This is a genomic window from Ensifer adhaerens (assembly GCF_002007205.1).
Taxonomy (GTDB): domain Bacteria; phylum Pseudomonadota; class Alphaproteobacteria; order Rhizobiales; family Rhizobiaceae; genus Ensifer; species Ensifer adhaerens_D.
In genome coordinates this window covers 68,141-82,993 of record NZ_LAZS01000010.1, presented here as the reverse complement: position 1 = coordinate 82,993, position 14,853 = coordinate 68,141, and the positions used below count along the sequence as shown (strand labels likewise).

The following is a 14,853-nucleotide window of genomic DNA, read 5'->3' as shown; positions in this document are numbered from 1 at the left end:
ACTCAATTACACTAGTCTCCGGTCCGCACGTCTACAGAGTTTTCCAGCGACATGAGGAGTGGCCGTGGCGCAAGACGACAGCTATCCGAACGACGGACCGACTAAAGACCGGGCCGCGACATTGCACCGGTTCATGGGTGTCGAACTGGAACTTGCGCCCGACGTCCTGGTGCCACGGGAAGAAACGGAGCTTCTTGGCCGAAAGGCCGTGTCGATCCTTGAAGGCGGCCCCTCGGACGTCGCCATCATCGACATGTGTTGCGGTTCCGGCAATCTTGCTCTTGGTATCGCCGGCGAGATCCCCTCGGCGCGCGTCTGGGGGGCGGACCTGACGGACAGCACTGTGGCGCTTGCCCGCCGCAACGTTGACCGGCTCGGCCTCGGGTCACGCGTCTCGATCCGGCAGGGCGATCTTTTCTCGGCGCTAGAAGGCGACGACCTCCAAGGCGGGATCGACATGGTGGTCTGCAACCCGCCCTATATCTCGACCGGGCGGCTGGAGGGAGACAGGGCGCATCTGCTGGAGAACGAGCCACGCGAAGCCTTTGACGGCGGCCCCTACGGCATTTCCATCCATCAGCGCCTGATCCGGGACGCGCTTGCTTTCCTGAAACCGGGAGGCTGGCTTTTGTTCGAGTTCGGCGAAGGCCAGGAGCGGCAGGCAGCCGCACTTCTCTCCAGGGCGAAAGCCTATGCCCCGGTCACCTTCGCCACCGACCGCGACGGCAAGCCGCGCGTCGCCATCGTCCAGAAGATCGCCGGCCCGGCAGAGGCCGGCACCGGAGAGCAGTCTCGATGAGCGAAATTCGTTCGCTAGAGAACGCCGACGTTCCAGCCGTCGCCGGAATGTTCCAGCGGGTGTTCCGCGACGAGCGGGCCGCTTCGCCCGCCCTCGCCGACTACATGCGGCAACTCTATCTCGACGGACCAGGCTGTGACCCGGAAATCAGACCGCTGGTGCATGTGAATGACGCGGGTCGCATTACCGGCTTCGTCGGTGTCAATGCGCTGCCGATGATACTGAACGGCCGGCACTTGCGCGCGGCGATCTGCGGCTCGCTGATGGCGGAAGACCGCGAGAGCGATCCCCTGGCCGGAGCGCGCCTGATGAAGGCATTCCTCGCCGGTCCGCAGGATCTGTCGTTCAGCGAAACGGCAAGCGAAGTTTCCGTGCAGATGTGGACGCGGCTTCGCGGCGTGGTTCTGCCGCAGTACAGCCTCGACTGGGTGCGCGTCATCCGTCCGGCGACCTTCAGCCTCAGCGTCGCTTCGAACCGCATCAAGCCCGCCCGCCTCGCCGCCCCCTTCGCGCGCGCGCTCGACAGGTTCTATCGCAAGCGCATGGGCCAAGGCGAACAGCGCTGGTCCGCCCTGCCCGAAGCGGGTGCGGCACCGGCCGGCTTCACCGCGATCGAAACCGACCGCGGCGGTTTTGCCGCCGTCGTCGACCAGTTCACCGCGCCGTTTCCGCTTCGCCCCGAATGGAGCGACGGCCAGCTCAATCACATCCTTGCCGATGCCGAAAAGAAGCCCGAGCAGGGTGAACTCGTCTACGCGCTGGTGACAGCCCGCACGGGCGCCGTCGTCGGCGCCTTCGCCTACTACGCCAAAGCCGGTGAAATCGGTCGGGTACTGCAGATCCTGGCGCGGCCAGGGCAGGCGGGGCCGGTCATCGACTGCCTGGTCGACGAGGCGTCGCGACGCGGTCTTGCGGGCTTGCGCGGACGCACGCAACCGGCGCTGATGGAAGCCATGCTCGGCCGTCGCATCGCTTTCGTGCATGTCGCCTCGACCGTCGTGCATTCGCGCGACCAGGCCATTGTCGAAGCCTGCCGCGACGGACAGGGCTTCTTCAACGGCATTTCCGGCGAATATTGGAGCCGGCTGATCGGCGGCAACTTCGATTGACGATGGCCGGCGGTCCGGCCAAGCCTCAATAGCCGGCAATCTCCTCCACGGGCCGCACCAGTTGCGGTCCGAGATGCAGGTAACGCGTCGCCTTGCGCTTGGCTGCAATATCGGCCCAGACCCTTTCGACCTGGACGACGCTCAGGCCCGCCGCCTTGGCAACGACGTCGATCTCGATGCCATGGTTGAGGCCATAGAGGCAGAGGTCCATGCGGTCGTAAGGCAGGGAGAAATAGAACTCCTCCTGCGTCTGCTCCAGCGAATAGGTGTCGGTCGTCGGCGGGCGGCGGCGCACTTCCTCGGGAACCCCAAGATGGGCGGCAAGCGCATAGACCTGCGACTTGTAAAGATGGGCGATCGGTTTGACGTCGGCAGCGCCGTCGCCGTTCTTGACGAAGAAGCCCTGGTCGTATTCCAGCCGGTTCGGCGTGCCGAGCACGGCGAAGTTCAGCCGGTCGGCATGGTAATATTCGACCTGCTTGCGGGTGCGCTGCTTCATGTTGGTGGCGGCGACGATGCCGAGATAGACCGACGGCGGCATACGGTGTTTCGACTGCACGCCCTCGGGGCTCTGCACCACCAGCGACGATATGTTGTACCCCTCACCTTCCAGGGCGTTGGCGATGACGATTTTTGACGCCCATCCGTCGCCATATTCCGGAACCAGCTCGCGGATGAAGGCGTCGCGGCGCTCGTAGCAACCCATGGCCTTGAGCGCCGGGCCGATATCCTCGACGATCGCCTCGACGCCGAAGGTTTCGGCGACCAGCCGGCCGAAGCGAAGGCTTTCCGGATCGGAATCGTTTTCCGGCATGAACAGGCAGAAGACGTTCTTGGCGCCCACGGCGCGCACCGCAAGCGCGACAGAAACGCTGGAGTCGATGCCGCCCGAAAGCCCGAGCACCAGGCCGCGCTTCTTCATGGAGCGCAACTGCTCGCGCAGCGCTGCAACGATGCGATCGGTCTCGACCGCATGGTCGATCGTCAGGGTTTCGGCCGAAAACGGGCCGGCGCCCTCAGTCGTTCTGATGTTCATTGTGCAGGCTCCATCGTCTCGGCGGCAAGGCGGCGGCTGACCTTGCCCGTATCCGTCTTTGGCAGTTCGGTGCGGAATTCGATGATCTTCGGCACCATGAAGTCTTCGAGGTGGCGGGTGCAGTGGCGGATGATGTCCTTGTCGGTGAGGTCAGGATCCGTGCGCACCACAAGCGCGGCAATGGCATGGCCGAGAACCGGATCCGGCATGCCGATGACGACCGCCTCGGCAATGCCGGGATGGGCATGCAGCACGGTCTCGACTTCCTTCGGCGCGACCTTCTCGCCGCGGGTCTTGATGATGTCGTCCTTGCGGCCGACGAAATAGAGGAAACCTTCCTCGTCGGTCTGGAAGAGGTCGCCGGTATAGAGCACCTTTTCCCACGGGTTCGGCCCGGGCCGCAGCATGCGCTCGGTCGCTGCATCATTGCGCCAGTAGCCCTGCATGACATGTGGTCCGCGAATGACGAGTTCGCCGGCAACGCCCGGCGGCACGCGGCTGCCCTCGTCGTCGACGACGAAGGCTTCCGTATTGGGGATGGCGATGCCGACGGAGCCCGGCCGACGATCAAGCTCTTCCGGCGGCAGGTAGGTACAGCGCTTGCACTCCGTCAGCCCGTACATCGAATAGAGCCGCGCGCCCGGGAAGAGTTCGCGCAGGCGCGCGATGTGCGGCGGCGGCAGGGCGGCTGCCGTATTGGAGAGGTAGCGCAAGCTCGGCAGGAACCCCGGCTCCAGGTCACGCATCTGCAGGATCATCGCCGCCATCGTCGGCACCAGCGGGAAGCCGGTGACGCGCTCTTCGCGGATGCGCTCGAAGATCGCATGCGGGAAGGCGAAGGACTTTTCGAGCACCAGCGTCGCACCGAGCCGGATCGCCATCAGTAACTGGTAGAGGCCGTAGTCGAAGGCGAGCGGCAGCACGTTGAGGATGATGTCGTCGTGCTCGTTGCGCAGGTAGGTGGTGATCGATTCCGACGCCGCATCGATATTGCGATGGGTCATCATCACGCCCTTCGGGCGCCCGGTCGAACCCGACGTGTAGATGAGCATCGCCAGATCGACGTCGATGCCGCCATGCGGCACCGGCGCTGCCTGCGCCGACAGACAGTCCTCGAAGGAGACTGCGCCTGAGGGCGACTGGCCATTGGGCGCTGCGGTCGATGCGACGAAGATATCGGCCTTGCCGCTGCTCTGCGCCCGGGCGTCTGCCACCACCGGCATCAGCTTGGCCTGCGTCAGGATCGCAGCCGCCTCGCAGTCGTCGATGATGTAGGCGAGCTTGTCCGCCTTGGTCGAGGCGTTGATCGGACTGAAGGTCGCGCCCGCCTTCAGGATCGCAAAGATCGAGACGGCCGCCTCCCAGCAATTGTCCATGAACACGAGGACGCGGTCGTTGCGCTTGACGCCTGCCCTTGCCAGCGCGGCCGCCAGTCGGCTCGACAGATCGTCGAACTCGCCGTAGCTGAGGCGCTTGCGATCGGTGACCAGCGCCGTCTTGGCCGCATGCCTTGCCGCATTGCCGATGAGAAATTGCTCGAACCGCATGGAACGCCCTCGGGTCTTGGTTAGGCCGTGGCCGGCACTCCGGCCTTTGCCTCGATGAAGGCCGATATGCGCGCAAGCGAATCGAGGTTCGAGGGCACGATGTCGGCGTCAGCCATGGCGATGCCGAACTGGTCTTCGATGAAGGCGACGAGTTCGAGAACGCCGGTCGAGTCGATGATATCGTTCTCGATCAGCGAGGCGCCGTCGGCGAGATCGTAAGAGGTATCGCCGAACAGGAAGTTCTCGACGACAAAGGCCCTGACCTTGTCCTTGATGGTTTCCGTCATTTCGTTTCCTTTCCCAATGGGTTCAGGCCGCTCGAGCGGCGCGGATGCTGGTGCCGGTAAAGGTCTGCAGCCAAAGCTGCGTCGACAGGATACCGACGAAGGCGGCATTGTCCCTGAAGCCGGTCGCCGGTTGCGACTGGCACTTCTCATAGAGCTTGACCACGGCCTTGGCATTGAACAGACCGCTGTCGCCGATGCGCGTCTCGCTCATGGCCTCGCGAACGTAATCCAGTTCGCCGGGGCCGGTGAAGGAATGGCTGTCGGGCGCGCGGTAGGGCTGCTTGGTGCGTTGACCGATGGTCGGCGGCAGCAGATCCTTCGTCGCCTCGCGCAGGATGTGCTTTTCCACCAGCCCCTTCAGTTTCATTTCCGGCGGCAGGCGCGTCGCGAACTCGACGAGACGGTGGTCCAGGAACGGAAAGCGCCCCTCGATCCCGTGCGCCATGGCCATGCGGTCGCCCTGGCTGGAGAGAATGTATCCGGGCAGAAGGAAACGGCTCTCAAGATATTGCGCCTGGTGCAGCGGATGCCAGCGGCCGAAGGCGGCAGGAAGCCTGCTCGCCAGATCTTCGGCCGCGTCGTAGTCCTTCAGCGTGGCGCGAAGATCGGGAGAAAAGAAGATCTTGGTCGCGGCCGTGCTCTTGAACCGCGGACGGTGCGAGAAAAGCGGATCATCGAGCGGCACGTCGCCTGCGCCGAAGAAGGCGGCGAGATATTCCGCCGATTGCTGCTGCAGACCCGGCAGATAGGGGTAGAGCTTGCGGAACAGGTGCGGGCGGATTCGCGAGCCGGGCTGGCGGCCGCAGAAGCGGCGCACCCGCGCCTCCTTGAAGATATCGTACCCGGCGAAGACCTCGTCGGCGCCCTCGCCCGTCAGCACCACTTTCAACCCCTGTTCGCGAACGAGGCCGGAGAGCTGGTAAAGCGGCGCCGGTGCCGTGCGGATGATCGGCCGTTCTGCGAAACGGACGACCTGCGGAAAAACCTTCGCGATGTCGCCGGCGCGACAGGCGACCGCGCTGTGATGGGTTCCGAGCGCTGTCGCCATTTCCATCTGGAAGGCGCTCTCGTCGTGCTCGGCGCTATCGAACGTCACGGAAAACGTGCGCAGACCCTGAGGCGCCATTCCGGCTGCCAGAGCCGAGACGATGGAGCTGTCGAGCCCGCCCGAGAGATAGGAGCCGACGGGCACATCGGCCCGCATCCGGATCCGGGTCGCATCGGTGAGGAGGGCGCGCAATTCCTCGGCGGCGCTACGCTCATCTGCAAACAGCGGCGGCGCGTCGTGGCCAGGGTAGTCGAGCTGCCAATAGGGGCGGATCGACGTCTTGCCCTTTTCGACGATCATCAGGTGAGCCGGCTCGAGCTCCTCAATGCCGCGAAAGCCCGTCCGCGGCGCGATTGGCGCCCAGAGGGTAAAGATCTGGTCGAGCGCAACCGGATCGAGCTCGGCGGAAATTCCGGGAACCTGAAGCAGCGCCTTGATTTCGGAGGCGAAATAGAATGTGCCGCCATGGGTCGTGTAAAACAGCGGGCGCACACCCATGCGGTCGCGCGCCAACACCATGCGCTGGCGGCGCCGATCCCAGATCGCGAAGGAAAAATCGCCGTTGAGGACGGACAGGCACGCCTCGCCCATCACAGCGTAGAGGTGCAGGATGACCTCGGTGTCGCTCGTCGTGCGGAATCGGCGCCCCTTGGCGCGCAGATCCTCGCGCAGTTCGACATAGTTGAAGATCTCGCCGTTGAAGGCGATCGAAAGGTCGCCTGTTTCGTCGGACATCGGCTGCTGCCCGTCGCCAAGACCAACGATCGACAGCCGCGCGTGGGCGAGCCCTGCTTCCGGCGCGGCGAGAATACCGTTTTCGTCCGGGCCGCGATGCGCGATCGCAGCGACCATCCTCTTGAGAAGGATTTCCGCCTCCGGGACCGAGCCGAAATAGCCACCGTAACCGCACATGCCGAGATACTTTCACACCGTTCGATCACCGCCGGACCATAAACCGCATGACAGAATTATGGGTTAATCTCCGGCATTTTCTGGTTGTATGGTAAATACTGCGGTTCGGGCGCCGCGTTCGGGATAAGCGCCGCAGGCCCTCGCTGTCAGCGCTCCGGAATTCTTCTTTTCGATGCCATCGTGAGCATCAGATACAGAAACAGGATCGGCCAGAAAACGCAGACCAGAAGCCCGGCGAGCCGGTACATATTCCAGGGCGCACGCGCCTGCAATCCTTCGAGATAGGTCATCGCCACGAGAAAAAATGCCGTCAGGCCATAGGCGACGCCGGCAATGTATACCCAGGACATGCGGCCGCCCTCCTCGACGCTCCACAACCAAAACCAGGAAATAGCAGCAGCAAGCTTATACCACCGGAAGTAACATCTTTAAACGAAGAATTAACTTTACGCGGGGGCATGGTTAACCGACCGAAGATCGTTCGGGCTCTCGGCAAATGCCCGGAGCATTGCCAGTCTCGTATCTCGTGCATGGTGGGACTTGAGCCGTCAGCGGCTCGTCAGCGGGTGCGATCTCGCGCCACGAACAGCAGGTCGAAGCCGCGGAACTCCCCGCGCGCGATCGATTTGCGCAGCGCCGTCCAGATCGCCGAGGGGTTGTCGAGACGGAAACCCTTCAGGCTGCGGATCAAGCCTACGGTGGCGGACATCGTGCGAAGGACACGCGACAGCCTGGAACCCTCCAGCGACGCAAACAGGATCTGCGGATGAACCGCCAGCAACACGCCGGCCGTCCGCCTCCGGTCGATCATGCGGAACTGGTCCAGCGCACGATACTCGTAGCCTTCGATGTCAATCTTGAAACAGAGCCTTTCGGTCCGGGCCATCTCCTGGAGTGCCGCGATCGTCACGGTCCGCGCACGGATCGCCTCGCCGTCGTCGTCGGCGATCAAGGCCGATGTTTCGGAGCTGCCGAAACCGCCACCGACGGAGTGCAGCACGAGAACGTCATCCTCCGAGAGCGCGGCATTGATGACCTGCACCTCGCCACGATTCTCGAGCTGCATCTCCTTGAGAATGCCGAAGCAGACGGGGTCGGGCTCCACTGTGATGACGTTGTCGGCAATCTGCGCCGCCCAATAGGGGGTCACGCCGATCCAGCCGCCGATGTCGACGAAAGTCGTCTTGCCGTCGACCAGGCGCGCGATGTTCTGGAACGTGCAAGGCTCCCAGTCACCGTTCTGCAACCGCGCGAAAAAGCGCTTCTTTTCCGGCTTGTCGGGAAACTGGACGGTCTTGTGGAAATAGGTGATCGAACGCATGGCGTTTCTCTAACCCATATCCCGACGAAGCGGAATCGATTTTGCGAAGGGCTCGTATGCCGAGGGCGAATGACTGCCGCCCACGTCATCGCTCGCATCTTCCCGGGGGGATCGCGCCGTCACGAAGCGCTTTTGTCAGGCGTCCACAGGCTCGCGCGGGCCGCGTGCCTCGCTCAACTCCGCCGTCGTTTGCGCAAGGCGGTCGGCGAGAACGCGCATGATTTCTACCGCCATTTCGGGGAAGTCGGCCAGAAGCTTGAGGAAATCGTCCTTGCGGATGCGCAGGGCTTCGAGCGGGGTGCTGGTGCGCACCGTTGCGGTGCGTGGCGTATTGCAGAGGATGGCGATTTCACCAACGATCGAATTCTGTTCGACTTCGGCGATCTTGAAGGGCCCACCCGCCGTATTGATGAGCACCTCCGCCTTGCCGGAAAGAATGACATAGGCCGCATCGCCAATGTCACCCTGATAGAACAGCGCTTCGCCGGCGCTGTACATGACCCGGTCGGACGTGAAGGCCAGAAGTTTCAGCTTTGCCGGCGGCAATCCTGAGAACAGGGTTATTCGGCGCAGCATTTCCACTTCATCTTTGAGCAACATCACAATCCGTGTCTCCGAGTTCCCGTCGGGAGCAACTTGCCTCCCGCATCGCGGCGGGACCATATGCTCGTGCCCTGACATTAATATTACATCAAGATGCCATTTCCTTATAGTCAGGTCGTTCATCCACATTGGCGTCGTTCACCAGGCGACCGTTTTCGAACTGGGCGACGCGATCGAAGAGGTCGGTCAGCGCCGGATTGGCGAGAACCCAGACGATCGCCGGGTCGCGCCCGCTCTGGTCGAGCATCGCGAAGACATTGCGAACGACCTGCTCCTGGACGCGCTGGTCGAGCGCCAGCAGCGGCTGATTGAAGATGTAGTAGTCACAATTGCGGATCAGCGCGCGCGCAAGGTCGAGCTTCTGTCGTTGCGCGGCCGTCAACCGCTTGCCGCCGGCGCCGACATTGAAGTCGAAGCCGAAGGCGAGCACTTCGTTGTAGAGGCCGCCCGCCTCGAAGAGATCCCGAACGATGGCGCGGATTTTCTCCGATCCGTCGGCATGTTTGTGACCGATACGCCCGAAGAGCACGTTGTCGATGATGCTGCCGGAGGCGATGAAGCGGTTCGGACGGTAATGCTCGATCATGCCGGCGAGATCGGCCGGCAGGCCTTCGTCGAACTCGCGCCGCGCGGCCACGATCTTCGCCATCACCTCATCCGTCAACAGACCGAAGCGGTGCCGCGGCTCGATGTAATCGAAGCACAGCCTGATCACCTTGATCTGGTCGTCCTCGGAAACCTCGCCCTTGCCCTTCGTGCGCACCTTCTGAAGGATGACTTCATAGACCGGGATTTCTTCGGCGGTCATGAAGGTCAGCTGCTGGAAGAACGGGTGATCCGGCGGCAGGTCGCGGAACAGTTCGACGACGTTCTCGGCGATCTCGATGCCCATCTCGTAGAAGGTGTCGCGCAGGCCGACCCGTTGCAGGATCGTCTTGAAGAACGGGTGGTGCTCGAGCGCGTCCGCCCACATCGCCTGGTCGGTGATGGTGCCGAAGAGCATGTTTTCACCGATCGTCGCCTCGACATTGTAGGTCCCGGGCTCGAAGAACACGACGAGATCGCTGAGCTTTTCCGTCTCCAGGCGCTGCCTGAGCGCGCTGCGCATCTCGACGATACCAGCGGCAAACTCCGCATGCCGGTGCGGATCGATGGTCGAACGCACCGCCAGCGCCATGACGTCGTTGGTCAGAAGCACGGCGTCGAGAACCGGCCGGATCTGGACGAGCAGATCGTCCGGCCCGTTCGCGCCGGCAGATTGATAGTCGATCCAGTCGCTTTCAACGTCGAGGTGCGGGTTGCCGGCAAGCCGCGCCTCCGTCACCTCCCACTTGCGATGCGATGCGCGCTCGCCCTCATAGACCAGGTCCGTCAGCGGCGCATGTTTCAGCCCGTAAAGGATGTTGTCGCCGAGACTGCCCTGGAAGACGTAGACGTCGGACGAAGCGTAGGCGATCCGCCGGCCGGTCACTGACTCCGGCATTTCCAGAATATCCTGGCCACCGACGACCACCTTGCCGCTTGCCGGCCAGACGAGCCGGCCGAAAGCCTCGGCGAGCACTTCGCCGCCGCCCATCAGCGCCAATTTCTCGCCCGGCTGGACCTGCAGCGACACGTGGTCAAGCAGGGTCGAGCCGCCGTCGTCGATCACCGTCACGTTGACGGCGGCAAGCGGGCCGGCGAGCGGCACGGCAGCCGCCGTCGCCACCGCCTGGACCTTTGGATCGAGCAGCGTGTCGACGCTGAACTGCTCGACGACCTGCGCATATTTCACCTGGACGTCCTGGCGGGCCTGGTCCCAGTCGATCAGTTCCTTCAGCGGGCCCGGCAGGTCCTTGTAGGCGCCGATGACGGCGACGAGCTGGCCGATGTCGAGGCGCCCCTGCAGGGCAAAATAGCCGCCGATCGCATAAAACAGGAACGGCGTGACCTGCGCCAGGAAGTTGTTGATGAACTTGACGAGGAATTTCCACTGGTAGAGGTCGTAGCGGATCTTGAAGATCCGCCCGAGCCGCGCCGCGATGTCGGCGCGCTCGTAGTTCGACGTGTCGTGGCCGCGGATCGCGCCGATACCGTCGACGATTTCACTGACGCGGCCGGAGAGCTCGCGCGCCGTCAACTGCCGCTCGCGTCCAAGCACGAGGAGCCGCTTGCGCATGCGCGGGATGATGATCGCCTGTACCGCGACGATCAGCGTTGCGATCAGCCCGAGCCAGAAGCTCTGCAGGAGGATGAACACGAGCGCAGTTAGGGCTTGGCCGCCGAGCAGGGCGGGCGAGACGAAGGCGTCGCCGGTGAAGCCGCCGAGCGGCTCGACCTCGTCCTTGATCATCGTTGCGATTTCGGCCGGCTTCACCCGCTTGAAGTGGCTGGGCGGGAAGCGCAAGACCCGATCGACGAGCTCGAAACGGATACGCCGCAGGAGCCGCTCGCCGAGCCGACCCTTGAACGTGTTGATATAGAACTTGAACAGGCCGTTGACCACCACCAGGGCCAGGAAGACCAGGCTTAGGGCAAGCAGCATGCCTTCGCGGCCAAGCTGGAATCCGTCAAAGACGTTGATCGTGCCGAGGTACGGCAGGTCGAAGGATATCGACAGGAAGGCCTGCGTGGCCTCCGGACTGTCGAAGCCATCGCCCTGGATCGGTCCGTTGACGATCTGCTTCGGCAGATCGAAGGACAGGAAGTAGGGGATCATCGACAGCGCGACGACAACCAGGATCCAGAGCTGGTCCTTGCGCGTGTGGGTCCAGATATAGCGGGAAAGGCGTGGTTCCATGTTACTGGCGATAGGACCCTATTGAACACGACTGCTGCTGGCGGGCTGGGTTGCCATATGTCCCCAGCACGCATCACTCTTCGGCGACGCCTCCGGATGGCTGCCCTATGGCCCGCGATCGTGGAGGGACGCCTGCATATTCCGCCCGGCGCCGAATCCGGTTGATCGATTATGCAGGTGCGAGGGAAATCTGCAATGGACGCGGTTTCCAACAGGCGGCCCTATCGTCAACCGGCAGAGGCCGATGCTCTTGAAAGCACACGCCGTTATTGCACTCGCTCGATGCGCAGCTTACAACGACGGCATGAAACACACCAGCCATCCCCCCTGCCAAACCAGCGATTGGTACGAGCATGCCTTTGATCTGACGCGTGGCATCGCCGCCTACACGCGCAGTCCGCTGATCGAAGGGATTGGCCGGGTGATTGCCAAGCATCCCGACGCCCAAATCGCCAATGCGTTCAACCACAAGCAGGTCGCCTGCAAGGTCTGGGCGCGCGATACGCTCTTTGAGGTCACCGGCCCCTCCTATGCCAGGATCGCGATCCTCGGCGGCTGGTACGGCATTCTCGGCGCCATGCTGCTGGAAGACCGGCGCTTCGACGTGGCGGCCGTCGACAGCTTCGACATCGACCCGGATGTCGAGGCCGTGGCCCGGACGCTGAACGCCGCCTTCCCGGAAAAGTTTCGTGCCGTGACCGCCGACATGTATGCAATCGACTACGCAGCGCTGGCGGCGGACCTGGTGATCAACACGAGCTGCGAGCATATCGCAGACCTCAAAGCGTGGCTCGATCGCATTCCGGCCGGCACGCGGGTGCTGCTGCAGTCCAACGACTATTTCAGTGAGCCAACCCATATCAACTGCGTCGCCTCGGTCGAGGAATTCGCCAAGCAGGCGGCACTGACGACGGTCGAATTCGCCGGTGCGCTGCCGACCAAAAAATACACCCGTTTCATGCTGATCGGCACGATCTGATCAAGCCCCATTGATCGGGGCTCCCCTCCCCGCCGCTCCTGGCGCAGCGTCAAGCGCGCGCGTGGCGATCGAGGATTTCGGCCGTCTTTGTCGCGCCGTCGAGATCGAGCGGCGGAATGTCCGGCCTCGGCCGCTCAAGCATCGCCTCGATATCCCGCGCCAAGCGCTCGGGTGTTACCTCCGCCTCAGGCAGAACCCCGGCAAGGCCGAGCTTTTCAAGCCGTGCCGCGCGGGTCGACTGCTCGGTCTCGCCGCCGGCGACGAAGGGGATGAGCAGCGACGCACAGCCGGCACGGAAGATGTCGCAGACGGTGTTGTAGCCGGCCTGGGAAACGGAGAGCCGTGTACCCGAAAGCAGACTCGCGAAATCCTTGCGGAAACGGAACAGGTGCACGTTTGCGGGCGCTGCGGCCGCAAAGGCGTCATAGTCGTTCTGCGGCAGGTTCGGCCCGGTTATCAGGCACCATTTGAGGTCGCTCGCCAGCAGCCCGGCTGCCTGCAACGCAGCGCCGATCAGTTCCTTGCCAACCGCCCCGCCGCCGGCCGAGACGAGCACGTCGAACCTTTCGGCCGGTGGCTCCGGCGCATTGCCGGCCACAAGACCGGTATAGACGATCTTGTCCTTGATCTCCGCCGAATAGGGATAGGTCTCCTCCAGCCGCGCGAAGGCAGGATCGCCGTGCACGAGCACGAGGTCGAAATGCGCCCTGACCACGTCGAGGGTTTCCTCGGCGCGCCCAGGCTTCGTCCGCTCCTGCAGGATATCGCGCAGCGATGCGGCAACGAGAGGCCGCGGATCCTGCTTCTCGATCACCTCCAGCAGCGGCATCAGCTCGAAACGCATCTGGCGGCGGCCAAAGGGAAAGGCTTCGAAGATGACGATATCAGGATTGCAGGCGAGGAACGCCTCGATCAGGAGATCCCGGCGCTTTTGCTTGAAATCCTCGCTCACCGGGTTTCCCTCGCCATCGGCAAGACCGGTAAACCCCTTGTCGCCGGCGAGCACCGGCGGCAGGGCGACATGCTTCACGTCACTTCCCGGAAAACCCGGCACCGGGCTGCCGCCCGTAACGACGGTCACTTCGTAGCCCCCGGCCGCCAATGCGCTCGCGATCCGGCTTGCCCGCGCCAGATGGCCGATGCCGAGCAGGTGCTGTACGTAGAAGAAGACGCGACGTGCACCCATCAGGCAGCTCTCCATTCGCTGGCAAACAGGCCGGCGAGTTGTTCGATGCTGGTGTGGTGGTCGAACTGCCCGCGAACCTTGCGCTCGGCAGCGTCGCCGAACCGGTGGCGAAGCGTCGGATTGCGGATCAGCTCCTCGAGCGCGACCGCAAGCGCCTGCGAATCCTCCGACGGAACGACACGGCCGTTTTCGCCATCTTCGAGAAGTTCCGGAACGCCGGATATGGCGGTCGAAACACAGGCCAGTCGCTGGCTCGATGCTTCCACGAGCACGTTCGGCAGCCCATCCCGGTCGCCGTCCGCGGTGATCCGGCAGGCGAGCGCGAAAATGTCGCTTGCCCGATAGTGCGCAAGCACATCGGTCTGGTCGAGCGCACCCTTCCAGACGACGCGGTCCGAGATGCCGAGCTCCTTTGCGAGGGTCTTCAACTGCCCCGTCAGTTCGCCCGCGCCGATATGTTCGAACCGCCAATGAAGCTCCGCCGGAAGCTGGGCGAGCGCCTTCAGCAGCACGTCATAGCCCTTTTTTCCAACGGCACGGCCGACGCTGACGATGCGGACGGGATCGGCGGGATCGAAACCCGTTCGATCGGAATGCGCGCCGTCGAAACGCGGGAAACGATCAAGGTCGAGGCCGTGATAGCTCAGATGGACCCTCTTCTTGTCGCTCGCGAGGCTGCGGAGATGTTCGTACCCCATGCGCGTGCAGGTCACGGTCCAGCGCGCCAGGCCGAGCTTTTCGGAAAGCTCCCAGTCGGGTGAGGTCCAGATGTCCTTCGCATGCGCCGAACATGTCCACGGCGTGCCGGCGATCACGCTGGCATAGGCCGTCACCGAGGCAGGGGTATGGATGAAGTGCGCATGCAGCCAGCCCGGCTCACCTGGCCATTCGGCGGCAAGCACCAGTGCTTGGCCGAGCCGGCGAAAGCGGTTGCGGCTGAAATCGCGGGGCAGGTCCTTGAAAAACAGGCCAAGGGCGCGCCAGATGCCAGGCTTCGGCAGGCAGCGCACGAGGCCGCGCAAGACCCTTAGGGGCTCCTCGTGCAGATATTCCGGCAGGTAGTGGACGTCGGCGCGGATTTCGTCATGGACCGGGTGGCGCTTGCCGTCCGTCGGACGCCGGAGCGAGATCAGGACCAACTCGATCCCGGCCCGCTCGAGGCCAAGCAGTTCCTGGGCGATGAATGTTTCCGAAAGACGCGGGTAGCCCTTCAGCACGACTGCAATCTTGCGGTCTGTCGGCAATGC

Annotated in this window: 13 protein-coding genes; 3 read left to right on the top strand and 10 right to left on the bottom strand. The window is 63.5% G+C overall.

Translation table 11 applies throughout. The features are described from left to right. Positions 1 to 133 precede the first annotated feature (133 nt). Together XB14_RS22440 and XB14_RS22435 are read left to right on the top strand one after the other, a co-directional pair. Complete coding sequence (locus XB14_RS22440) at positions 134 to 799, top strand: HemK/PrmC family methyltransferase (RefSeq protein ID WP_077964767.1); 666 nt, start codon at positions 134 to 136, stop codon at positions 797 to 799. Then, the gene (locus XB14_RS22435; RefSeq protein WP_077964255.1) at positions 796 to 1,908 is read left to right on the top strand and encodes a hypothetical protein; all 1,113 of its coding nucleotides are present in this window, start codon (positions 796 to 798) and stop codon (positions 1,906 to 1,908) included. The genes XB14_RS22440 and XB14_RS22435 overlap by 4 nt, the downstream gene beginning before the upstream one ends. Before the next feature lie 25 nt (positions 1,909 to 1,933). Here the strand turns inward: XB14_RS22435 and nadE are convergent, their stop codons facing one another. The 8 genes from nadE to XB14_RS22395 all read right to left on the bottom strand — a co-directional run bounded on the left by nadE (position 1,934) and on the right by XB14_RS22395 (position 11,441). Next, positions 1,934 to 2,944 (bottom strand): NAD(+) synthase, encoded by a 1,011-nt coding sequence (gene nadE / locus XB14_RS22430; RefSeq protein WP_077964253.1) that lies wholly within the window; start codon positions 2,942 to 2,944, stop codon positions 1,934 to 1,936. Then, the gene (locus XB14_RS22425) at positions 2,941 to 4,491 is read right to left on the bottom strand and encodes a class I adenylate-forming enzyme family protein (protein ID WP_077964250.1); all 1,551 of its coding nucleotides are present in this window, start codon (positions 4,489 to 4,491) and stop codon (positions 2,941 to 2,943) included. Before XB14_RS22425 ends, nadE begins: the two co-directional genes overlap by 4 nt. A gap of 20 nt (positions 4,492 to 4,511) precedes the next feature. Next, positions 4,512 to 4,778, bottom strand: coding sequence for an acyl carrier protein (locus XB14_RS22420; RefSeq protein WP_077964248.1), 267 nt, complete (start codon positions 4,776 to 4,778; stop codon positions 4,512 to 4,514). Between the two features lie 22 nt (positions 4,779 to 4,800). Continuing rightward, positions 4,801 to 6,738 carry an asparagine synthase (glutamine-hydrolyzing) gene (asnB, locus tag XB14_RS22415; protein ID WP_077964247.1) on the bottom strand — a complete coding sequence of 646 codons (1,938 nt, stop codon included), beginning with the start codon at positions 6,736 to 6,738 and terminating at the stop codon, positions 4,801 to 4,803. 146 nt (positions 6,739 to 6,884) lie between these two features. Next, positions 6,885 to 7,088 carry a hypothetical protein gene (locus tag XB14_RS22410; RefSeq protein ID WP_077964244.1) on the bottom strand — a complete coding sequence of 68 codons (204 nt, stop codon included), beginning with the start codon at positions 7,086 to 7,088 and terminating at the stop codon, positions 6,885 to 6,887. A 209-nt stretch (positions 7,089 to 7,297) separates the two neighbouring features. Continuing rightward, positions 7,298 to 8,059 (bottom strand): FkbM family methyltransferase, encoded by a 762-nt coding sequence (locus XB14_RS22405; protein ID WP_077964234.1) that lies wholly within the window; start codon positions 8,057 to 8,059, stop codon positions 7,298 to 7,300. Positions 8,060 to 8,194: 135 nt separating this feature from the next. Then, positions 8,195 to 8,659, bottom strand: coding sequence for a cyclic nucleotide-binding domain-containing protein (locus XB14_RS22400; RefSeq protein ID WP_077964228.1), 465 nt, complete (start codon positions 8,657 to 8,659; stop codon positions 8,195 to 8,197). Positions 8,660 to 8,750: 91 nt separating this feature from the next. Further along, positions 8,751 to 11,441, bottom strand: a complete 2,691-nt coding sequence (locus tag XB14_RS22395; protein ID WP_077964226.1) for an ABC transporter transmembrane domain-containing protein — start codon at positions 11,439 to 11,441, stop codon at positions 8,751 to 8,753. A gap of 304 nt (positions 11,442 to 11,745) precedes the next feature. Here XB14_RS22395 and XB14_RS22390 point away from each other — a divergent pair, with 304 nt between their 5' ends. After that, the gene (locus tag XB14_RS22390) at positions 11,746 to 12,420 is read left to right on the top strand and encodes a class I SAM-dependent methyltransferase (protein ID WP_077964766.1); all 675 of its coding nucleotides are present in this window, start codon (positions 11,746 to 11,748) and stop codon (positions 12,418 to 12,420) included. A 49-nt stretch (positions 12,421 to 12,469) separates the two neighbouring features. Here XB14_RS22390 and XB14_RS22385 read toward each other — a convergent pair whose 3' ends face one another. Further along, the gene (locus XB14_RS22385) at positions 12,470 to 13,606 is read right to left on the bottom strand and encodes a glycosyltransferase family protein (RefSeq protein ID WP_143348500.1); all 1,137 of its coding nucleotides are present in this window, start codon (positions 13,604 to 13,606) and stop codon (positions 12,470 to 12,472) included. Continuing rightward, a complete protein-coding gene (locus XB14_RS22380) occupies positions 13,606 to 14,850 on the bottom strand; it encodes a glycosyltransferase family 4 protein (RefSeq protein WP_077964222.1) in 1,245 nt (414 codons plus the stop codon). The genes XB14_RS22385 and XB14_RS22380 overlap by 1 nt, the downstream gene beginning before the upstream one ends. Positions 14,851 to 14,853: the final 3 nt, after the last annotated feature.